Below are 20,281 nucleotides of genomic sequence, written 5' to 3'. Positions count from 1 at the left end.
GTTTGTAACCTGGACTAATTACGGTACTGCTGTTAAGAACCGCAAGACGGCACATTTTTGGGTTTTAGGAACATGGACGTGACCATCGAGGCGCCGCGTGTCGATCACGCCGACTGCCGCAAGGTGAGCCGGGTGCTCGCCCGCATCGGCGACAAATGGAGCGTGTTGATCGTCATGCAGCTCGCCGAAGGGCCGCTGCGCTTCAGCGAGATCAAACGGCGCGTCAACGGCATTTCTCAACGGATGCTGACGTTGACCCTGCGCGGCCTCGAGCGCGATGGGCTCGCCATTCGCACGATCTTTCCGACCGTTCCGCCGCGCGTCGAATACCGCTTGAGTGACCTCGGCTGCTCGCTGTGCGAGCCGGTGAAGGCGCTTGGCCAATGGGCGCTGACCCATATGGCCGAGATCGATGCCGCGCGCGAGCGATTCGACCGCGAGAACGTGACCTAAGAATCAGATCGTCGGAAGCAGAAGGAAACCGCCATGCGGTACTTCGAGCAGTTCATCCGCTTCCGGCAAGCGCACCATCAGATTGACGACACGCGCATGATGCGGGCCGCGCCGGCAGGTTTCGATGAGGGCGTCGACGCCCTGTATGCTGCCGGCGAAAAGTGCCTCGACGTCGCCGTTCTGACGATTGCGCGCCCAGCCTCTGATGCTGAGACGGTCCGCTTCGCGTTCGATGAAGGCGCGGAAGCCGACGCCCTGCACATGGCCTTCGATCCATATGATCACGATCTTTTCGGCTTCGGCCATTGCCAACGAAACCCCTGACTCAAAACGAAACACAAATCTTAATTCGGTTGGCGTGCGAGGCTGCGGTCGGCGCTGACGTCCCGCCGCACTTGTGAGCTTGGCGCGGAGAGCGCGCAAAATCTAGCCCCGAACAAAAGGCCAATTTTTGCCGATCCGTGATTCGTCGCCGCTCTGTTCGCGCTTTCGCCGTTGTGTTAACGGTGCAAAGCCTCTGGCTCAAAGCGGCTGATCGGCGCGCAAAAAACAAAGCCGCGGGGATCACCCAGCGGCATTAGATATTTAAGTTTGCGAAAGATGCGCGGCTCAGTCGCGCTGGCGCTTCTTGTAATCGGCAATATAGAGCGCAGCGATTTGCTTGTCGGTGTCGCTCGCCGCGGCATTGGCCTTTTGATAAAGGTCGATGATCCACTGGTTCTTCTTGTCCGGCCCGGCGAGTTGCTCGGCGAGCGTCAGCCACATCAACCCGAGGCCGCGTTGACGCGCCACGCCTTCGCCGGTGAACAGCAATTGGCCGAGCAGCGCCTGCGCCTCGGCATGGTTTTTCTCGGCGGCCAGATGCAGCCAGCGCGCAGCCTGAGCCGGATCTTTCGCAACACCGACACCATCGAGATACATGCGCGCGAGATCATATTGCGCATCGGCATTGCCGAAATTGGTCGCGGCATATTGAAACATTTCGAGCGCCCGCATCGGATCCGGGGCGACGCGGCTATTGGGAATGCCGTTCAAGCTATAGGCGCCGACGGCCACGAAGGCGCTCGACACGACCGCCTGCTCGCGCGGACTTGAATTGTCCTCGTCGTAATTGTCGACGATCTGCGCGAAATAATCGTAGGCCTTTTCGTCGTCCTGCGGGACGCCGTCGCCATCGGCATACATTTTGGCGAGCTTCCAGCGGGCAAGCGACTCGCCGCCGGCCGCAGCATATTTCAGCGCCTGGAGGCCCGAGCGCGAATCCCCGGTTTTGAAATCCTCAAGGCCGGCGCGCAAAGCCGCTTCCGGATTCTTGAAAATCTGCAACGGAATCTTGTCGCCGGCCGTCGCCGACTGCGGCGTGCCGTCGAAAGCCACCGTCACGTGCGGCGACACGACCATCGCCGCGGCGAGCGCGAAAGTCCCAACAAGGAGGCGATGCGGCTTAGCTATCTGCATAGCTCACAACCTCGCCTGCCCCACCCGGCTGCGTCACCGCGCCGTAACGCGCGGGGCCGACCTGCTGGGCATATTTCCAGATCGCGCCCGAGCCGAATTGCGTCGTGCGCGGCTTCCAGGCCTTCTTGCGCTCCGCCAGTTCTTCGTCCGAAAGCTTGACCTCGATCGTGTGATTGATCGCGTCGAGGCGGATGATGTCGCCGTCGCGGATGAGCGCGATCGGGCCGCCGACCGCCGCCTCCGGCCCGACATGGCCGATGCAGAAGCCGCGCGTCGCGCCGGAAAAGCGCCCGTCGGTGATCAGCGCGACCTTGTTGCCCATGCCCTGGCCGTAAAGCGCCGCTGTCGTTGCCAGCATCTCGCGCATGCCGGGGCCGCCGCGCGGACCCTCATAGCGGATGACGAGGACGCAGCCCGGCTCGTAGCGCCGGTTCTCGACCGCATCGAAACATTCTTCCTCGCTGTCGAAGCAGCGTGCCGGCCCCTCGAAGACGAGCTTGTCTTTGTCCATGCCGGCGACCTTCACGATCGCCCCATCCGGCGCCAGATTGCCCTTGAGGCCGACGACACCGCCAGTCGGGCTCAGCGGCTTGTCGGCCGGATAGACCACGTCCTGATGCGGGTTCCATTTCACGCCGGCGAGATTCTCGGCGATCGTGCGGCCCGTGACAGTCAGGCAGTCGCCGTGCAGATAGCCGTGATCGAGCAAGGTCTTCATCAGCAGCGGAATGCCGCCGGCTTCGAACATGTCCTTGGCGACATATTTACCGCCCGGCTTCAAGTCGGCGATGTAAGGCGTGCGCTGAAAGATCTCGGCCACCTCAAAGAGGTCGAAGTCGATCCCGGCTTCATGCGCGATGGCCGGCAGGTGCAAGGCGGCATTGGTCGACCCGCCGGATGCGGCGACCACGGCGGCGGCATTCTCCAGCGCCTTGCGGGTGACGATATCGCGCGGGCGAATCTTGCGCGCCAAGAGCTCCATCACCATCTCGCCGGCGGTCATGCAGAAGCTGTCACGGATCTCGTAAGGCGCCGGCGCGCCGGCCGAATACGGCAACGCAAGGCCGATCGCCTCGGAGACCGTGGCCATCGTATTGGCGGTGAATTGTGCCCCGCACGCGCCAGCGGACGGGCATGCGACCGTCTCGAGTTCGTCGAGATCGGCGGCGGACATCGCGCCGACGGAATATTTGCCGACCGCTTCGAACAGGTCCTGCACCGTCACCTGCTGGCCGCGGAAATTGCCGGGCAGGATCGAGCCACCGTAGATGAAGACCGAGGGCACGTTGAGGCGCAGCATTGCCATCATCATGCCGGGCAGCGACTTGTCGCAGCCGGCGAGGCCGACGAGCGCATCATAGCAATGGCCGCGCATGGTGAGCTCGACGGAATCGGCGATCACTTCGCGCGACACCAGCGAGGCCTTCATGCCCTGATGGCCCATGGCGATGCCGTCGGTGACGGTGATCGTGCAGAATTCGCGCGGCGTGCCATTGGCGGCAGCGACGCCTTTCTTCACCGCCTGCGCTTGGCGCATCAGAGCGATGTTACAGGGCGCGGCCTCGTTCCAGCAGGAGGCGACACCGACGAGCGGCTGATGAATTTGCTCGCGAGTCAGTCCCATGGCATAGAGATACGACCGATGCGGTGCCCGCTCCGGCCCCTCCGTGACATGACGGCTGGGAAGGTCTTTCTTATCGACGACGCGCGCTTCCAACTCTATCAACCCCGCTGGTTCGAAAAGTGAGCGACAGCCCTAAAGAGGGACACCCAATGCCACGCGGGGGGCGCGGGCGATGACTCCTGATGACGAACTCCGCCTAGAACAGCTTCTGCAAGAGTGACTCGGCACCAAACTTCGCTTCCTTCGAGTAACTTCAACTAGCCGCCGGTTTATGGCTGAAAAGCGGCTTTCTTCTTCACTGCATCGCATCTGCAGAAGATGCTCCCGAGCTGTTGCCCTAATGCAACGACTCTTGAAACGCGCTTAAGGGCCGACGCGCCAAAGCGCGGGCCCCCTGCAATTCAAGACTTATGGTAACCGAAGTGCCGGTTAGTCCGGCTTGCCGCGCCGGGTCCCGGTTTCGTCGCGGCCCAGGAAGCGGGCGAACGCGGCGAGCGCAGCATCCGACACATGGTGTTCTATACCCTCGGCATCAAGCTCCGCGCAGTGCTTTGGCACACCAACCGCAACGAGCAAGTCAACGACGAGCCGGTGCCTGGCACGGACCTTGGCGGCCAGCGACAGCCCCTCCGGCGTCAGGAAGACGCCGCGATAGAGTTTTGAGGTGGCGAGGCCTTCGCGTTTCAGCCGGGCGATGCTTTTGATGGCCGTGGCGTGCGAGACGCCGAGGCGGCGGGCGATGTCGGTCGGCCGCGCCTCGCCTTCCGACTTCAGGAGATCGTCGATGAGTTCGACATAATCCTCGAGCACCGCCGTCGCCTGCGCAGAGCGCGCCTTGCCGAAGCGCTCCGCCTGATCGGCCTCGGACGGCAGGCCATCCTGCGTTACGCTGACGGTTTTCACGGCCATTCCGAATCTTTGCCCAGATGTCCCTTTTCGGCGCGGCGAGATTGCACCTTCCGCTGGGGAACATCAATCCGGGAGGAATTTGAAAGCAAAGACCGATTTGCTGCGCTGCCGGCACGCCCCGGCAACCGAGCGGTTAGCCGGGCGGGCTATCGGCGTGGCAAAGCTTGGGCATGTTCGGCGCGTTGAATTTATCGAGCGTGCCGCAGGAGGTGCAGCCGCTGACCACGAGCGACAATATGAAAATCCCGACAAGACCAAGAACACGCGTCAGCACTTGAGCCCCCTATCGCGACGCCGGCTTAGCATAAATTGTCACCCGCGCGCAAAACGCGAAAGCCCGCTGAGATCACATAGGTTTTGGCAGCTGAATTGAGCAAGTATTAACCCCGTTCGCTTAGATTAAGCTCAAATGGCAAACGCTCGCAGCGACCCGACGGAGCCTGGCATGCAACCAAACGAGCAAAGAGCGGCTGAGCGCATCAGAAGCTTTCTGCGGGCACAGATCATATTCAACAACCGCCTGACGACGATCGAATGTATCATCAAGAATTATTCCGCGTCCGGCGCAAAAATCGCCATCAACGACACGCTGACGGTGCCCAACGAATTCGACCTCTATATCCCCGCCAAGCAGCGTGGCCATCATGCGCGGCTGGTGTGGCGGGATAAAGACTCGATCGGGGTGAATTTCATCGAGGCGGCTGCCGAAAAGCCGCCGATGCCGGTGCTTGACCCCACCGCGGCGCGCCTGCGCGAGCTCGAGCTGCAGAACGCCGAACTCAAACAGCGCGTTCGCGCGTTGAGCAAACGGCTGGAAGACCTTGGCCAGGACCCGACCCTCGCCGCTTGAGCCGGGCGTTCAGTCCATCTCCCGCACCGCACCGTCGTCGAGGGTGACGCGGCGCGTCATTTTTGCCGCCAGCGCCTGGCTATGCGTCGCAACCAGGGTCGCAAGCCCGGTGGCCTCGACAAGCGTTTCGAGCGCCGCAAAGACGTGATCGGCGGTGTGCGGGTCGAGATTTCCCGTCGGCTCGTCGGCTAGAAGAATACCTGGTGCGTTAGCGACCGCGCGCGCGATGGCGACGCGCTGCTGCTCGCCGCCGGAAAGTTCGGCCGGCCGATGCTTTTCCCGCGCGCCGAGGCCGAGATAATCGAGCAGTTCGTGTGCCCGGGCGCGCGCCTGGTGCCGCGACAGGCCACCGATCATCTGCGGCAGCATGACGTTCTCGATCGCGGAGAATTCCGGCAGCAGGTGGTGAAACTGATAGACAAAGCCAATTGCATTGCGGCGCAGCGCCGTGCGCGCATCATCGGAGAGGCGGCTCGTCGCCACCCCGTTGATGAGGACTTCGCCGGCGTCCGGCCGCTCGAGCAGACCGGCAACGTGCAGCAAGGTCGATTTGCCGGCGCCCGAGGGCGCGACCAGTGCCACCGACTGGCCGGGAAACAGCACGAAATCGGCCTCGCTGAGCACGGCGAGCGCCGATTCGCCCTGGCGATAAGTGCGGGTGATGCCTTTGAGCTGAAGGACGGGCTCGCTCATGTCACTCGTAACGCAAAGCCTCGACCGGATCGAGCTTGGCGGCTCGCCAGGAGGGGTAAAGCGTCGCGAGCACCGACAAGGCGAGCGTCATGCCGACGACGGTTGCGACATCGCGCGGATCGACGACCGATGGCAGCCGCGACAAAAAGTAGAGCTCTGCCGGAAACAGATTGGCGTGCAGCAGCCGGTTGAGGAACTGCCGGATCGGCTCGACATTCTCGGCGACCAAAAGCCCCAGCAGAAAGCCGGCGAGCGTTCCCATGATGCCGATCGAGGCGCCGGTGATGAGGAAGATGCGCATGATGGCGCCGCGGGTGGCTCCCATCGTGCGCAGGATCGCCACATCATGGCTCTTGTCCTTCACCAGCATGATGAGGCCGGAGATGATGTTGAGCGCGGCGACGAGAACGATCAAGGTCAGGATGATGAACATCACATTGCGTTCGACTTTAAGCGCATCGAAGAAGGTTTTGTTGCGCTCGCGCCAGTCGGTCATGATGATCGGCCGCGTCACCGTCGCCTCGATCGCGCTGCGCACCGCGTCGATGTTTTCGGGATCGCGCAGGAACAGTTCGACGACGCTCACCTGCTTGTCGAGGTTGAAGAACGCCTGCGCTTCAGGGAGCGGCATGTAGACGAAAATGCCGTCGAACTCGGCCATGCCGATCTCGAAGATCGCGATGACCTTATAGGCTTTCACCCGCGGCGCCACTCCGAAGGGCGTGCGCGCGCCGTTTGCGGTCATGATCTTGATCTTGTCGCCGACGCGGATGTTGAGATTTTCCGCGAGCCTTTGGCCGATGGCGACGCCACCGGCTACATCGAACCCGTTCAGCGTCCCGGCGCGCACATTGCCGGCGATGCCCGGCAGGCGCTTGATGTCGGATTCCTGAATGCCGCGCACGAGGACGCCGGAGCCGTTCTGCGCGAATTCCGAAGAGGAGAAGGCGGCGCCCTCGACCATCGGAATGGCAAGATCGACGCCCGGCACTTTCTCCACCTGCCGCGCGACTTGATTATAGTCGGTGAGCGGTGCGTCCGCGGCCTGCAAAAAGATGTGGCCGTTGATGCCGACGATCTTGTTGAGCAGATCGCGATGGAACCCGTTCATCACCGACATTACGACGATGAGCGTCGCGACGCCGAGCATGATGCCAAGGAAGGAAAATCCGGCGATGACCGAGACGAAGCCGGACGAACGCCGCGACCGCAGGTAGCGCGTCGCAATCGTCCATTCAAACGGCGCGAAGATGGCCATCGCTCGTCGCCCCCCGGCTCAGCCGGCGAAGCGGGCAATGGCGGCGTCGAGCGCGAGGTTCTCGCGGGCGCCGGTGCTGCGGCTCTTCACTTCGACTTGTCCCTCGGCAAGGCCTTTCGGCCCGATGATGATCTGATACGGCAGGCCGATCAGGTCGAGACGGGCGAATTTCGCCCCCGGCCGCTCGTCCGTATCGTCATAAAGCACGTCAATCCCGGCTTTTTGGAGGGCATCGTAGATTTTTAGCGAGGCCGCATCGGTCGCTGCGTCTCCGGCCTTGAGATTGGCGATGCCGACGCGGAACGGCGCGACCGATTCGGGCCAGATGATGCCGGCCTCGTCGTGCCCCGCCTCGATCAGCGCCCCGACGAGGCGCGAGACGCCGACGCCATAGGAGCCGCCCAGGACCGGCCGCTCGACCCCGTCCGGCCCGGTCACCAAAGCCTTCATCGGCTTCGAATATTTGTCGCCGAAGTAGAACACTTGGCCGACCTCGATGCCGCGCCGCTGCAAGCGCTTCTCCGGCGGTGTCTCGCGATCGAACCGGGCCGCATCGTGGACGTCGTCGGTGGCCGCATAAAGCGAGGTCCATTGCTCGATGATTGGCGCGAGATCCGAATCATAGTCGACGTCGGCCGGCGGAATCGGCAGATCGAGCACGTCGGAATTGATATAGACGCCCGATTCGCCGGTGTCGGCGAGGATGATGAATTCGTGACTCTGGTCGCCGCCGATGGGCCCTGTCTCGGCCCGCATCGGGATCGCCTTCAGGCCCATGCGGGCGAAGATGCGCAGATAGGCGACGAACATGCGCTGATAAGACCGCCGCGCCGCCGCCTCGTCGATGTCGAAGGAATAAGCGTCCTTCATCAGGAATTCGCGCCCGCGCATGACGCCGAAGCGCGGCCGCTGCTCGTCGCGGAATTTCCATTGGATGTGGTAGAGGTTCTTGGGCAGATCGCGATACGAGCGCACCGAGGCGCGGAAAATCTCGGTGATCATGTCCTCGTTGGTCGGGCCGTAGAGCAATTCGCGCTCGTGCCGGTCCTTGATGCGCAACATCTCCGGGCCGTAAGCGTCGTAGCGGCCCGTCTCACGCCAGAGATCGGCGAGCTGCAGCGTCGGCATGAGGAGTTCGATGGCCCCGGCCCGGTCCATCTCTTCGCGGACGATCTGCGTGACTTTTTGCAGGACACGAAAACCGAGCGGCAGCCAGGCATAGATGCCCGCGGCCTCCTGCCGGATCATGCCGGCGCGCAGCATCAGCCGGTGCGAGACGATCTCCGCCTCTTTGGGATTTTCGCGAAGAATGGGCAGAAAATAACGGGAGAGGCGCATTCAGACGGCACTTGCGTGGCTTGAGGGACCTGCCGCAATAGCTTGTGGCGGCAGCCGAAACAATCGCAAAGGGCGACAAAACACAACAATGCCGCGGCCAAGCTCGGCTTGGCCCGGTCCGGACGGCTTCACACCGGTTAGGATAGCTTGTCGCGCGCGGTGACGACGGCTAGGCATCGGCCTGTGCCGACATACGCTGCGGAAAGGAGCCGATGATGGCCGAACCGGAACATCTCGACGTGCTCGTTCTCGGCAGCGGACAGGCCGGCAATCTGATCGCCTGGCATATGGCGAAATCCGGATCGCGGACCGCCCTGGTCGAGCGCCGGTGGATCGGCGGCTCCTGTCCCAACATCGCCTGCATGCCGAGCAAGAATGAAGTCTGGAGCGCCCGGATCGCCCATCTCGTGCATCATGCGGGGCAGTTCGGAACCCTGACGACGCCGGGCAAAACCGATATGGCGCAGGTCCGCCAACGCAAGCGCGACATGGTGGCCGGCGAGGTTGCCGCCTTTCGCGCCGGATTCAAATCGAGCGGCGCCGAACTGATAGAGGGGAGCGGCCGCTTCATCGCTCCCAAGGCGTTGGAAGTACAGCTCAACGCAGGAGGCACGCGCATCCTGACGGGTGACACGGTTTTCCTCAACATCGGCACGCATAGCGCCATGCCGCCGATTGCCGGCCTCGAAGCGGCAAAGCCGCTCACCCACATCGACATTCTCGAGATTGATTACGTGCCGTCGCACCTCATCGTCCTCGGCGGTGGCTATGTCGGTCTTGAATTTGCGCAAGCCTATCGGCGATTCGGCAGCCGTGTCACGGTGATCGAATCCGCGCCCCAGATTATCGGCCGCGAAGACGCCGACAGCGCCGAAGCCATCACGCAGATCCTGAGCGACGAAGGCATTCGCATTTTGACCTCGGCAAATGTCGTCAAGGTCGAGGGCCAATCCGGCCGGACGATCACGCTCACGCTCCGCGGTGCGGCCGGCGAAGAAAGGCTCGAAGCCAGCGACATCCTCGTCGCGACGGGCCGTGTTCCGAATACGGCCGGGATCGGGCTTGAGACGGCGGGCGTTGCGCTCGACAGCCGCGGCTATATTCAGGTCAACGACCGGTTGGAAACAACTGCGCCCGACGTATGGGCTTTGGGAGAATGCGCCGGCAGTCCGCAGTTCACGCATGTGTCGGTCGATGATTTTCGCATCGTCAGGGACAATCTCGCGGGCGGCCACCGCAGCACGACAGATCGGCTGACTCCCTCTTGCGTTTTCACCGATCCGCCTCTGGCGCATGTCGGATTGCGCGAGCGCGACGCGCAACGCCAGGGCATCCCCGTACGCGTCGCGAAAATGCCGACCGGTGCGGTGGTGCGCACGCATACGACCGGTGAAAAGCTGGGATTTATGAAAGCACTCGTCGGCGAGGACGATCGCATTCTCGGCTTCACGATGATCGGCGCGGAGGCCGGCGAGGTGATGGCGGCGGTGCAAACGGCCATGCTGGCCGGCCTGCCCTATCGCAAGCTCCGCGATGCGGTGATTGCGCATCTGACCATGGCGGAAGGACTTGGCCCGCTTCTCGAAAACGTGCCGCCGCGGGCTGCGGTTTGAGCGTCCACGCGCACGGAATCGAAGTCGTCCGCATCGTATCGGGTGGCCAGACCGGGGCCGACCAGGGCGCGCTGGCGGCGGCGCATGAACTCGGGCTTTCAACCGGCGGCGCCATGCCCCTCGGCTTCATGACCGAGGCCGGGCCGCGCCCCGACTTTGCCGCGCTTTACGGACTGCACGCATTGGCCGAGGCCGATCCTTTGGGGCGGACCGAGGCAAACGTCCGCACTTCGGACGCGACCTTGATCGTCGGCGACGCCGATCTCGGCGGCAGCCGCGCCACGCAGGAATTCTGCGTGAGGTTTGGAAAGCCCGTTTATCTCATTCCTTGGCGTCCCGGCGAGTCCGCGCCGCTTTCGTCGCTGCCGGACATCCGTCGCTGGCTCGCGGTCAACGCGATCCGCACCTTGAATGTCGCCGGCAATCGGGAAAGCGAAGCGCCGGGGATTTTTGCGGCAACGCGTGAAGTCCTCTTGGCCGTGCTCAAGGCGCGCAAGGCGCCTACGTCAGTTCTGCCGCCCTGACCTCTGGGCGCAGTGCGGCGGAAAGCTGGAAGAAATTGGCGATCATCTCGGCCAGATGGTCGACCGCGGCGTTGCGCGTCTGGCTGCGGCGCAGGACAAATTCAAAATCCGGCAGCACCGGAAGCGCCTCGGCGCGGCCAAGCGGTTTCAGCATGCCCGGCAGGCTGCTCTGCGGAAAGATGGTGATGGCGAGGCCGCTGTCCAACGCCGCCAGAATCCCGGCAATGCCCGAACTCTGCACTACAACGGTCCATGGCCGTCCGGCGTGATCGAGTTCGTCGAGCACGACCTGGCGCCAGCGGCACGTCGAGGGATAGAGGGCCAGCGGCGCCGCTTCTTCGGGGCCGAGGCGCATTGCCCGGCCTGCCGCCCAGACGCGCTTCTCGCGCGAGAGCGCAATGCCGTCGCCTTCGCCGATCTCGCGGCTCAGGATGGCGAGATCGAGCTCGCCTACCTCAAGCAGCGCGGCAATGTCAGGACCGATGCCCAATTCGATCTGCAGCCGCAAGGCCGGATATTGTGCCGAAAATTGCCGCAACAGCGACGACAGTGCGTGCAGATCGAAATATTCCGGCGCGCCGATGCGGATAAGCTCCGTACCGTCGCCGCTGAGCCGGCGCTCGGCTTCCTTATGCAAAGCGAGAATGCGCCGCGCATAAGAGAGCAGAATCTCGCCCTGGCCCGTCGGGCTGACGCCTTGAGTGCCGCGGCGGAGCAATTGCGCGCCGACCTGATCTTCGAGCCGCTTGACATGCAGGCTCACCGCCGACTGGGTGAGGTTCACGCTGCGCGCCGCCTTGGTGAAGCTCGCCGCGTCGCAGACGGCGGCAAAAGTCCGCAAAAGGATCGTGTCGTAAAGCATCGGCCAATCGGCGCTCCGGCCCATAAGCAGGGCTCATCGCGCGCATGAGGCATCTTCAATGCCCGGTGCGCCGCGCGAGTGTATAATCGCGCCAGACCGGCGCCAATGGGCGCGAGGGAGGCCAAATGATCGGGCGCGGCGGACTTCGGATGATTTTGATGTTGGGCGTGCTGTGCGCCGCGTTTTGCGCCGCGCAGGCGCAGACGCTTCAGCCGGATCGCCCGCCGGATCCCGAAACGGACTCGCAAGCGGCGATGAAATTCACTGTGCATGACCCGCGCATCGACAAATCACAAAAGGGCGGCAGCGATTGGGGCATGTGGGACATCGGCCGGCCGCACCCGATGCAGGGCAAGGGCGAATTCGGCGATCACGATGCAATCGGCATTGCTGCGGGCAAGCTCATCCCGACCGATTGCTCGGTCTATTGGGACGATCCCGACACGCACAAAATCCTGTGCTTCTCGACCCAGGCTTCGCTCGTCTATTTTCTCGCGGCGCCGAAGACGAACGAGGCGCGAGCGTCAAAGCGCTGGCGCGAAATGGGCAAGAAGCCGGCGAGCTGATCCGCCCGCCAGTGGCTCAGCCCGCGATGTGCGAGCGCATGGTGCGCCCCAGCGCCATCAGCGGAAAACACTGCCGATAAAGATCATAACGCAACATGAAGGCGCGGGAGAGTTCCGGCCCCTGCATCAGCCGTTCGCGCAGCAGCGGCGAATCGAGCTTGATCGTCTGGCCGACGCCGTAGCCCGGAAATCCAGTGCCGGTATAGTCGCTCTCGTTCCAGGTTCCGTTCACCTGGTTGCGGATGAGATAGAGGCAACCGCGCTCGATCGTGTCGCGATCCTGTGGGCGATGGGCGGCCAGAAGCGCCATCAGCGCCCAGGCCGTCTGCGACGCGGTCGCGGGGCCCCGCCCGGCCATGTCACGATCCATGTAGGAGCCGCAGCTTTCGCCCCAGCCGCCATTGTCCTGCTGCCGGGCGACGAGCCAGTCGCAAGCCCGGCCGATCGACGGCTGGCTCATCTCTTCGCCGATCGCTTCGAGCGCCGGCAGCACCGCGGCGGTGCCGTAGATGTAATTGACGCCCCAGCGGCCGAACCAGGCGCCATCCGGCTCCTGCTCGCGCTTCAGGTAGTCGAGGGCGCGGACCATCGTCGGATGGGTGCGCGAAAACCCGAGCTTACCGAACGCTTCGACGACATGCGCCGTGACGTCGGCGGAGGGCGGGTCGAGTGCTTCGCCGAAATCGCAGAAGGGGATTTTGGTCAGAATCGCCTTGTTATTGTCCTTGTCGAAGGCGCCCCAGCCGCCGCCCTCGCTCTGCATGCCGATCAGCCAGTCTATGCCGCGCTGGATCGCCTCCTCGATGCCGCGCGCGCGCCATTTCGGATCGTGGCGGAACGGCGCCAAAGCGATCAGCGCAACGGCGGTGTCGTCGACGTCGGGGTAGAAATTATTGGCATATTCGAACGCCCAGCCGCCCGGCTTGACGTGCGGCAGCTTGATCGACCAATCGCCGGGCACGCGTACCTGCCGGTCGAGCACCCATTGCACCGCCTTGTCGATCGCATCGGGATGCGCCGCCGTCATGCCGGCATCGTTGAAGGCGAGGATGGTCAGCATCGTGTCCCAGACGGGGCTATTGGTCGCCTGGATCCAACTCGCCTCGCCGCGGTCGACGCGCCATGCCGGATCGTCGAGCGCCGCCAATCCCTTGGCGATCACGGGATGATCGACCCCGTAGCCTTCGTTATAGAGCGCCATGAGGCTGTAGATCCACGGCGGCTGGATGCCGCCCCAGACGCCGTCTGAGTCCTGATGCCGGATGATCCATTCGAGGACGTGGCCGACCGCCGCCTCGCGGACCGCGCCGAAGCCGAGCCGGTGCCCCAGATTCTGCAAAGCGTGCAGCGCCCGATCGGTGTTCCGGAAAAATTTGTCCCACAGCCCTGCTCCGGCCTTGGACGGCAGGTCGTAATCGAACCTGTCGCGGCCCTCGGGGAACAGGGCATCGAGCCGGTTCTCGGGCGGCAGCGGCCGGCTCGGCCGGCGCGCCGAGAGCAAGGCGATGGGCATGAAGGTCGCCCGCGCCCATTGCGCGAAATTATAGATCGAGAAGGCAAACCATTTCGGCAGCCAGATGACTTCCGGCGGCACGTTGGGCGTCTTCTCCCACGGCCATTCGCCGATCAGCGCCAGCCAATAGCGGGTGAAAACCCGGACGTTGCGCAGGCCACCTTTGCTCGCGATCCATTGCTGCGCCCGCAGCATCGCCGGCTCGTCGTCGCGATGGCCCATCGAGCGCAGCGCGGCATAGGCCTCGACCGTCGTATTGATGTCGCCGTTCGGCGCATTGCGATAGATTTCCCAGGCGCCGTCGGGGCGCTGCGTCGCCAGGATCGCCTGCGCCAGGCGTTGGCGCAGCGGATGATCTTCGAGTCCGAGGAACCATAGCATCAGGCACCATTGCGCCTCCATGCAGGCGTTGGACTCGACAAGGCCGACCCAATGCCCGTCGGGCTTTTGATGCTGAACCATCCAATCGGCCGCCGCCTGGAGGGCGGCGTGCAGGGCCGGCCCGTTGTCGCGGGTGCTCAACTCATCGACGCTGTTGACCGCAATGTTCATGGTTTGCTGTGCGCTCGTTATGGGACGGAACGTTCGGCAAGGCGAAGTGGATTGAAATAGGCCATTTTTCCTTGCCGTGCAAAATTTCGCAACGCAACGTAAATTACCGAAGCCTCAATGATTTGATCGGGTTGAAGGGCCGTCCCGCCGCCAATACCCGCCGCGGGGTGCGACATTCGCGCCTATTCCACCGTCACGCTCTTGGCCAGGTTGCGCGGCTGGTCGGCGTCTTTGCCCATGAAGACGGCCGTGTGATAGGCCAGCAATTGCACCGGCACGGCATAGACCAGCGCGGAAAAATCCGGCGCCATTTTCGGCATGGCGATCACCTCTGCCGGCACGCCAAGTTCATGCGCCGCCTCGGCTTCGGACACAAGAATGATCCGGCCCTTGCGCGCCGCCACCTCCTGCACATTGGAGAGCGTCTTCTCGAAAACGCGGTCGCGCGGCGCCAGCACGATGACCGGCAGATCGGAATCGACCAGCGCGATCGGCCCATGCTTCAATTCGCCGGCAGCATAGCCCTCGGCATGAATGTACGAGATTTCCTTGAGTTTCAGCGCCCCTTCGAGCGCCAGCGGATAGGAGGTGCCGCGCCCAAGGTAGAGCACGTCGCGGGCCTTGCCGAGATCGCGCGCCAGAAGCTCGACCTGCGCCTCGTGCTTCAACGCTTCAGCGATGAGACCCGGCACGGCGATGAGTTCGGCGACGAGGCGGGCTTCTTCCTTTGCATCGATCGTCCGGCGGGCTTTGGCGAAGGCCAGAACCAGACAGGCGAGCAGCGCCAATTGACAGGTGAAGGCCTTGGTCGAGGCGACGCCAATCTCAGGCCCGGCCAGGGTCTGAGCGGCGACATCGCTCTCGCGCGCCATGGTCGAGGTCGCGACATTGACGACGCTCAGGATTTTCTGACCTTGCGCCTTCGCATAGCGCAGGCTCGCAAGCGTATCCGCCGTCTCGCCCGATTGCGAGATGAGCAGCATCAGGCCGCCCTTCTGCATCGGCGCCTCGCGATAGCGGAATTCCGAAGCGACCTCGATCTCGACCGGCAGCTTGGCAATGCGCTCGAACCAATAGGACGCGACGAGGCCCGCCATATAGGCCGTGCCGCAGGCGGCGATCGTCAGCCGCGGCAGCGTCGCCGCATCGACCGGCAAGTCGAACGGCAGCGATACGGTGCCGGCGGAGAGATCGAGGAAATGCGACAAGGTGCGGCCGACGACCTCCGGCTGCTCATGGATTTCCTTGGCCATGAAATGCCGGTAATTGCCCTTGTCGACCAGAAAGGCCGAGGCCGGCGCGCTCACCCGTTTGCGCTCGACGGGCAGATTGGCCGCATCGAAGAATTTGACGCCATGCCGGGTCAGCACGGCATAATCGCCCTCTTCGAGATAGGCGAGCTGATCGGTCAGCGGCCCCAGCGCAATAGCATCCGAGCCGAGATAGACCTCCCCCTCCCGCTCTCCCGTCCCAAAACCGACGGCGAGCGGCGCACCTTCGCGCGCGGCGATCAGCAGATCGTCTTCGCCTTCGAAGAGAAAGGCGAGCGCGAAGGCGCCTTTCAGCTTCGGCAAGCTCTCGGCCACGGCCTGAACCGGCGAAAGCCCCTGCTCCAAGGCCTCGCCCACAAGGTGCGCGACGACTTCCGTGTCGGTTTCTGATTCGAAGACGTGACCCTTGGCTTTCAACTCTTCCCGCAGAGCACGGAAATTCTCGATGATGCCGTTGTGGACGACGGCAACTTTGCCATTGCGATGCGGATGTGCGTTGTCGGCGGTCGGCTTGCCATGCGTCGCCCAGCGTGTGTGGCCGATGCCGGAATGGCCGCGGAGCGGCTCCTTGGCGAGCAGGGCTTCGAGATTCTTGAGCTTTCCGGCGGCACGCCGGCGGGTCAGTTTGCCGTTCTCAAGAGTCGCGAGACCGGCGGAATCATAGCCGCGATATTCGAGCCGGCCCAAAGCCTCGACCAGGGCGCCAGCAACGGGGCTGCGTCCGAGAATCCCGACAATTCCGCACATTCGCTTGCTTTCCGGCTCGGGTGATAAAGCGGGTGAACGAAGAGGAAACCCTATGTCTTTTGATGCTTGGCGCGAAAGTCTTTCGCCCAGGATGGTTTCTCAACCTGGCGCGAGCGGGCGAGCGCCAAGGCGTCCGGCGCGACATCCTGGGTGATGACCGAGCCGGTTCCAATATAGGCGCCGTCGCCGATTTTGACCGGCGCGACCAGCGCCGAATTGACGCCGATGAAGACGCCCTCGCCGACATCCGTGCGGAATTTGGCAAACCCATCATAATTGCAGGTGATCACGCCGGCACCGACATTGGTCTTCGCGCCGATCGACGCATCGCCGATATAGGCGAGATGATTGGCCTTGACGCCGGGACCCAAGGTCGAGGCCTTCACCTCGACGAAATTGCCGATATGCACCTCTTCGGCGAGCGATGCGCCGGGGCGCAGCCGCGCGAATGGCCCGATGATGCTGCGCGGCCCGACCGCGGCGCCGACAAGATGCGAAAAGGCGCGGATCGTCACGCCGTCGCCGATCGTGACGCCGGGACCGAAGAAAACATCCGGCTCGACCAGCACGTCGCGGCCGAATTGCGTGTCGTAGGAAAGCGTGACGCGCGACGGATCGACGAAGGTGACGCCATTCCGCATGGCGGCCGCCTTCAAACGCGTTTGCAGCACGGCTTCGGCGGCGGCGAGTTGCAGACGGTCATTGATGCCGAGCACTTCCTCTTCCGGCGCATCAATGGCGACGGCCGAGAGTTGGCGGCGGCGCGCGGCAGCGACAATATCAGTCAGGTAATATTCGCCCTGGGCATTGGCGCGGTCGATCGATTCGAGCAGCGGCAGAGCCGTCGCGCCGGCAATCGCCATCAACCCGGCATTGCAGAAGAAAATGTCCGCCTCGCCGTCGCGCAGATCGCGGTCCTCGCGGATCGCGACCAGCGTCTCGCCCTCCTGGATCAGGCGCCCGTAACCGCGCGGATCGCTGGCGAGGAATCCGAGCGCCGCCACCGCCCGGCCGGGGCTTTCAAGGCCGGTGCGCAGCCGCGCAAAGGTCTCCGGCCGCACCAGCGGCGTATCGGCGAAAGCGACGAGAATATCGTCATAGCCCCCGGCGATCGCCGCTTTCGCGGCCAGTACGGCATGCGCCGTGCCGAGCGCCGGCGATTGCACGAAGATCTCGACGTCGGGCGCGAGTGCCTTCGCCTCTTTCACCACGGCTTCGTGGCCCGGCGCAACGACGAGGGCGACGCGTTCGGCCCCCGCCGCGGCGACCGCGGTCAGCACATGCGCGAGCAGAGAACGTCCGGCAAGCTCATGCAGCACTTTCGGCCGCGCCGAGCGCATCCGCTTGCCCTCGCCGGCCGCGAGCACGATTGCCAGGCAGGTGCGCTTCTGCGCCTTCATCGGTTCACTCGCTGCAAGCAAGACATCGTCCGCACATGCTCCTGCCGGGCCGGACCCCACGCGCTATACATGAGACCAGACGCTAAATCCAAATTTCGAAATGTCCGCGATCGGCGCAAAACACATCTCGCTGATTCTCAAACGCTTTTGAAGGGTTCTAAATGGAGCAGGCGGTCCTTGCCGTCTTAAGAACCGCTCATATAGTAGAGGGCAACGCCGGCAGGCCGTGAGGACTTGCCTTTCGCAAATATCGTTGGTGCGGCCTTCTTTGAGAGCGCGCCGGAAAAAGGTCCGCCTTGGTCGCTGCACTCATCATCGTCTTCCGCGAAGTCGTCGAAGCCGGCCTTGTCGTCGGCGTTGTCTTGGCCGTAACCCAAACCGTGCCGCACCGGTTACGTTATGTCTTCGGCGGCATCGCCGCGGGGATCGCCGGCGCCGGCATCGTCGCCCTCTTCACCGGCTTCATCGCCGAGGCGCTCGCCGGGACCGGTCAGGAAGTCCTCAACGCGTCGGTTCTCTCGATCGCCGTCGTCATGCTGACCTGGCACAATGTCTGGATGGCACGCCATGGCCGCGAGATGACGCAGGAATTGAGCGAATTCGGCGAGCAGGTGAGCCGCGGCTCGAAGTCGCTGATGGCGCTCGCCATCGTCGTCGCCGTCGCGGTGCTGCGCGAGGGCTCGGAGATCGTGCTTTTCCTCTATGGCGTTTTGGTCTCGGCCGGCACGACGGTGCTCAGCGTCTTCATCGGCGGTCTGCTCGGACTGCTCGGCGGCGGGGCTGTGGCTTATCTCACCTTCCGCGGCCTGATCACCATTCCGATGCGCTATCTTTTCCGCGTGACGACGCTGCTGATCTCCTTCATCGCCGCCGGCATGGCCTGTCAGGCGGTGGGCTTTCTCGATCAGGCCGACATCGTCACGGCACTCGACCGCACGGTCTGGGACACGTCCTGGCTCCTTGCCGACAATTCCTGGCTTGGCCGTATCGCCCATACTTTGCTTGGCTATACGGATCAGCCGACGCAATTGCAGCTCATCGTTTATGTGGCCGTGCTGGCAGCGATCTTCATCCTGATGAAGGTCTTTGCCCCGCCGCGGCGGCCACAGGTCCAGCAATTGGCGACGAATTAACCTTTTAATCCTCGGGGATTCGCCGGCTGCGGCCATTTGCATGGCGGCAAAGGCTTGTAATCCGTTTGCATCCTGCCGATATCGAGGCTAAAGAGCGGTTAGGACCGACAGATTCGCTCCGTGGAGCGGGTTCCCGATTTCTCCCTCAGGCGCCAGATTTGCCGCTCGGTCCACTCCGGAAGGCCGGAATGCGCCTCGGGTATCGCGCAATGCTCACCTCCCCCAACAAGCTGAGCCATATGCGCCGTTTTCAGGATCGATATGACTTTTAGAGAACTGGGTCTCAGCGAGAAGGTTCTACAGGCCGTAGAAGCTTCCGGTTACACCAAACCTACACCCATCCAAGCCAAGGCCATTCCCGAAGCGCTCGCCGGTCGCGACGTGCTCGGCATTGCCCAGACCGGCACCGGCAAGACCGCCGCGTTCACCTTGCCGATGCTCTCGCGCCTCGAACAGGGCCGCGCCCGGGCCCGCATGCCGCGCACCCTGATCCTTGAGCCGACGCGCGAATTGGCCGCGCAGGTCGAAGAAAGCTTCGGCCGCTACGGCGTCAATCACAAGCTCAACGTTGCGCTGCTGATCGGCGGCGTCTCCTTTGGCGACCAGGAAGCGAAGATCATGCGCGGCGCCGATGTGCTGATCGCGACGCCTGGCCGCCTGCTCGACTTCGCCGAGCGCGGCAAGCTGCTTCTGACCGGCATCGAGATCCTGGTGATCGATGAAGCCGACCGGATGCTCGACATGGGCTTCATTCCGGATATCGAGCGCATCTGCAAACTGGTGCCCTTCACCCGTCAGACGCTTTTCTTCTCGGCGACCATGCCGGCCGAAATCGTCCGCCTCACCGAAGCCTTCCTGCACAATCCGGTCCGCATCGAGGTCGCGCCGCCGGCGTCGACCTCGACCACGATCGCGCAGGCGCTGGTCGCCTCCCTGCCGGGCCCCGCCAAGCGCGAGACGCTGCGCCGGCTCATCGGCGCGGCGGATAATTTCAAGAACGCAATCATCTTCTGCAACCGCAAGCGCGATGTGGCGATCCTGCATAAGTCGTTGCAGAAGCACGGCTTCCGTGCCGGCGCGCTGCACGGCGACATGGACCAGCGGGCGCGCATGGCGTCGCTCGAAGCCTTCAAAAACGGCGACGTCGATCTGATCGTCTGCTCGGATGTCGCGGCGCGCGGCCTCGATATTCCCGACGTCAGCCACGTCTTCAATTTCGACGTCCCGGTCCATGCCGAGGATTATGTCCACCGCATCGGCCGCACCGGCCGTGCCGGCAAGCAGGGCATTGCGATCTCGATCGTCACCCGCGCCGACCAGAAGCATCTCGCCGAAATCGAAAAGCTCATCGGCCGCGCCATCGGCTGGCAGAACGGCGCAGCGCTCGACTCGCTTTCGGCCGACGATGAAGCCGCGCAGGAATCGCACGCGCCGCGGCAGCGCGAGCATCGGGGTCAGCGGCGCTCAGAAGCCGGCGGTCGGCAACACGCGCCGCGTGAGCGCGGGCAGCGCGATCA

At 63.7% G+C, this 20,281-nt stretch carries 19 protein-coding genes; 7 read left to right on the top strand and 12 right to left on the bottom strand.

The features are described from left to right. The first annotated feature begins 72 nt into the window (after window positions 1–72). Window positions 73–453 carry a helix-turn-helix domain-containing protein gene (locus Q0025_RS07610; protein ID WP_297297629.1) on the top strand — a complete coding sequence of 127 codons (381 nt, stop codon included), beginning with the start codon at window positions 73–75 and terminating at the stop codon, window positions 451–453. A 3-nt stretch (window positions 454–456) separates the two neighbouring features. Here Q0025_RS07610 and Q0025_RS07605 read toward each other — a convergent pair whose 3' ends face one another. From Q0025_RS07605 to Q0025_RS07585, 5 genes are all read right to left on the bottom strand, one after another. Continuing rightward, on the bottom strand, window positions 457–759 hold the full coding sequence (locus tag Q0025_RS07605) for an acylphosphatase (RefSeq protein ID WP_297297627.1): 303 nt from the start codon (window positions 757–759) through the stop codon (window positions 457–459). Window positions 760–1,062: 303 nt separating this feature from the next. Then, a complete protein-coding gene (locus Q0025_RS07600; RefSeq protein WP_297297625.1) occupies window positions 1,063–1,911 on the bottom strand; it encodes a tetratricopeptide repeat protein in 849 nt (282 codons plus the stop codon). Then, the gene (ilvD, locus tag Q0025_RS07595; protein ID WP_297297690.1) at window positions 1,898–3,628 is read right to left on the bottom strand and encodes a dihydroxy-acid dehydratase; all 1,731 of its coding nucleotides are present in this window, start codon (window positions 3,626–3,628) and stop codon (window positions 1,898–1,900) included. The genes Q0025_RS07600 and ilvD overlap by 14 nt, the downstream gene beginning before the upstream one ends. A 336-nt stretch (window positions 3,629–3,964) precedes the next feature. Further along, entirely contained in the window at window positions 3,965–4,444 is a 480-nt protein-coding gene (mntR, locus tag Q0025_RS07590) for a manganese-binding transcriptional regulator MntR (RefSeq protein ID WP_297297622.1), read from the bottom strand. Window positions 4,445–4,577: 133 nt separating this feature from the next. Next, the gene (locus Q0025_RS07585; RefSeq protein ID WP_297297620.1) at window positions 4,578–4,718 is read right to left on the bottom strand and encodes a hypothetical protein; all 141 of its coding nucleotides are present in this window, start codon (window positions 4,716–4,718) and stop codon (window positions 4,578–4,580) included. A 171-nt stretch (window positions 4,719–4,889) separates the two neighbouring features. Here Q0025_RS07585 and Q0025_RS07580 point away from each other — a divergent pair, with 171 nt between their 5' ends. Further along, entirely contained in the window at window positions 4,890–5,294 is a 405-nt protein-coding gene (locus Q0025_RS07580) for a PilZ domain-containing protein (RefSeq protein ID WP_297297618.1), read from the top strand. Window positions 5,295–5,303: 9 nt separating this feature from the next. Here the strand turns inward: Q0025_RS07580 and Q0025_RS07575 are convergent, their stop codons facing one another. The 3 genes from Q0025_RS07575 to proS are packed head-to-tail and all read right to left on the bottom strand — an operon-like array spanning window position 5,304 to window position 8,583. Further along, window positions 5,304–5,987: an ABC transporter ATP-binding protein gene (locus Q0025_RS07575; RefSeq protein ID WP_297297616.1), complete on the bottom strand. Its 684-nt coding sequence runs from the start codon at window positions 5,985–5,987 to the stop codon at window positions 5,304–5,306. Window position 5,988: 1 nt separating this feature from the next. After that, entirely contained in the window at window positions 5,989–7,245 is a 1,257-nt protein-coding gene (locus Q0025_RS07570; protein ID WP_297297614.1) for a lipoprotein-releasing ABC transporter permease subunit, read from the bottom strand. 18 nt (window positions 7,246–7,263) lie between these two features. Further along, a complete protein-coding gene (proS, locus tag Q0025_RS07565; protein ID WP_297297612.1) occupies window positions 7,264–8,583 on the bottom strand; it encodes a proline--tRNA ligase in 1,320 nt (439 codons plus the stop codon). 215 nt (window positions 8,584–8,798) lie between these two features. On the opposite strand from proS, the gene Q0025_RS07560 reads away from it, so the two are divergent. After that, window positions 8,799–10,196 (top strand): FAD-dependent oxidoreductase, encoded by a 1,398-nt coding sequence (locus Q0025_RS07560; RefSeq protein ID WP_297297610.1) that lies wholly within the window; start codon window positions 8,799–8,801, stop codon window positions 10,194–10,196. Next, window positions 10,193–10,720, top strand: coding sequence for a putative molybdenum carrier protein (locus Q0025_RS07555; RefSeq protein ID WP_297297608.1), 528 nt, complete (start codon window positions 10,193–10,195; stop codon window positions 10,718–10,720). The genes Q0025_RS07560 and Q0025_RS07555 overlap by 4 nt, the downstream gene beginning before the upstream one ends. Here Q0025_RS07555 and Q0025_RS07550 read toward each other — a convergent pair. Continuing rightward, complete coding sequence (locus Q0025_RS07550; RefSeq protein ID WP_297297606.1) at window positions 10,698–11,606, bottom strand: LysR substrate-binding domain-containing protein; 909 nt, start codon at window positions 11,604–11,606, stop codon at window positions 10,698–10,700. The two genes, Q0025_RS07555 and Q0025_RS07550, sit on opposite strands and share 23 nt — an antisense overlap. A gap of 134 nt (window positions 11,607–11,740) precedes the next feature. Between Q0025_RS07550 and Q0025_RS07545 the strand changes: the two genes are divergently transcribed. Beyond that, window positions 11,741–12,148, top strand: coding sequence for a hypothetical protein (locus tag Q0025_RS07545; RefSeq protein WP_297297604.1), 408 nt, complete (start codon window positions 11,741–11,743; stop codon window positions 12,146–12,148). 16 nt (window positions 12,149–12,164) lie between these two features. On the opposite strand, the gene shc is transcribed toward Q0025_RS07545, so the two are convergent. The 3 genes from shc to glmU form a co-directional block, all read right to left on the bottom strand. Continuing rightward, window positions 12,165–14,213, bottom strand: coding sequence for a squalene--hopene cyclase (shc, locus tag Q0025_RS07540; RefSeq protein WP_297297602.1), 2,049 nt, complete (start codon window positions 14,211–14,213; stop codon window positions 12,165–12,167). Between the two features lie 182 nt (window positions 14,214–14,395). Further along, complete coding sequence (gene glmS, locus Q0025_RS07535; protein ID WP_297297600.1) at window positions 14,396–16,231, bottom strand: glutamine--fructose-6-phosphate transaminase (isomerizing); 1,836 nt, start codon at window positions 16,229–16,231, stop codon at window positions 14,396–14,398. A 50-nt stretch (window positions 16,232–16,281) separates the two neighbouring features. Further along, entirely contained in the window at window positions 16,282–17,631 is a 1,350-nt protein-coding gene (glmU, locus tag Q0025_RS07530) for a bifunctional UDP-N-acetylglucosamine diphosphorylase/glucosamine-1-phosphate N-acetyltransferase GlmU (protein WP_297297598.1), read from the bottom strand. Between the two features lie 296 nt (window positions 17,632–17,927). Between glmU and Q0025_RS07525 the strand changes: the two genes are divergently transcribed. Together Q0025_RS07525 and Q0025_RS07520 are read left to right on the top strand one after the other, a co-directional pair. Beyond that, window positions 17,928–18,764, top strand: a complete 837-nt coding sequence (locus tag Q0025_RS07525) for an FTR1 family protein (protein WP_297297596.1) — start codon at window positions 17,928–17,930, stop codon at window positions 18,762–18,764. A 261-nt stretch (window positions 18,765–19,025) separates the two neighbouring features. Then, on the top strand, window positions 19,026–20,281 hold a 1,256-nt coding region (locus tag Q0025_RS07520; RefSeq protein WP_297297594.1), incomplete at its 3' end, for a DEAD/DEAH box helicase.

The organism is uncultured Methylovirgula sp., assembly GCF_947646745.1.
GTDB lineage: Bacteria > Pseudomonadota > Alphaproteobacteria > Rhizobiales > Beijerinckiaceae > Methylovirgula.
Note: the sequence above shows the minus strand (reverse complement) of the source record. Positions and strands in the feature narration are given on the sequence as shown.

What these genes read in the sequence shown, in the direction of transcription:
- Q0025_RS07610 (WP_297297629.1), top strand. Translation starts at nt 73, where the DNA reads ATGGACGTGACCATCGAGGCGCCGCGTGTCGATCACGCCGACTGCCGC.
- Q0025_RS07605 (WP_297297627.1), bottom strand. Translation starts at nt 759, where the DNA reads ATGGCCGAAGCCGAAAAGATCGTGATCATATGGATCGAAGGCCATGTG.
- Q0025_RS07600 (WP_297297625.1), bottom strand. Translation starts at nt 1,911, where the DNA reads ATGCAGATAGCTAAGCCGCATCGCCTCCTTGTTGGGACTTTCGCGCTC.
- mntR (WP_297297622.1), bottom strand. Translation starts at nt 4,444, where the DNA reads ATGGCCGTGAAAACCGTCAGCGTAACGCAGGATGGCCTGCCGTCCGAG.
- Q0025_RS07580 (WP_297297618.1), top strand. Translation starts at nt 4,890, where the DNA reads ATGCAACCAAACGAGCAAAGAGCGGCTGAGCGCATCAGAAGCTTTCTG.
- Q0025_RS07575 (WP_297297616.1), bottom strand. Translation starts at nt 5,987, where the DNA reads ATGAGCGAGCCCGTCCTTCAGCTCAAAGGCATCACCCGCACTTATCGC.
- Q0025_RS07570 (WP_297297614.1), bottom strand. Translation starts at nt 7,245, where the DNA reads ATGGCCATCTTCGCGCCGTTTGAATGGACGATTGCGACGCGCTACCTG.
- proS (WP_297297612.1), bottom strand. Translation starts at nt 8,583, where the DNA reads ATGCGCCTCTCCCGTTATTTTCTGCCCATTCTTCGCGAAAATCCCAAA.
- Q0025_RS07560 (WP_297297610.1), top strand. Translation starts at nt 8,799, where the DNA reads ATGGCCGAACCGGAACATCTCGACGTGCTCGTTCTCGGCAGCGGACAG.
- Q0025_RS07550 (WP_297297606.1), bottom strand. Translation starts at nt 11,606, where the DNA reads ATGGGCCGGAGCGCCGATTGGCCGATGCTTTACGACACGATCCTTTTG.
- Q0025_RS07545 (WP_297297604.1), top strand. Translation starts at nt 11,741, where the DNA reads ATGTTGGGCGTGCTGTGCGCCGCGTTTTGCGCCGCGCAGGCGCAGACG.
- shc (WP_297297602.1), bottom strand. Translation starts at nt 14,213, where the DNA reads ATGAACATTGCGGTCAACAGCGTCGATGAGTTGAGCACCCGCGACAAC.
- glmS (WP_297297600.1), bottom strand. Translation starts at nt 16,231, where the DNA reads ATGTGCGGAATTGTCGGGATTCTCGGACGCAGCCCCGTTGCTGGCGCC.
- glmU (WP_297297598.1), bottom strand. Translation starts at nt 17,631, where the DNA reads ATGAAGGCGCAGAAGCGCACCTGCCTGGCAATCGTGCTCGCGGCCGGC.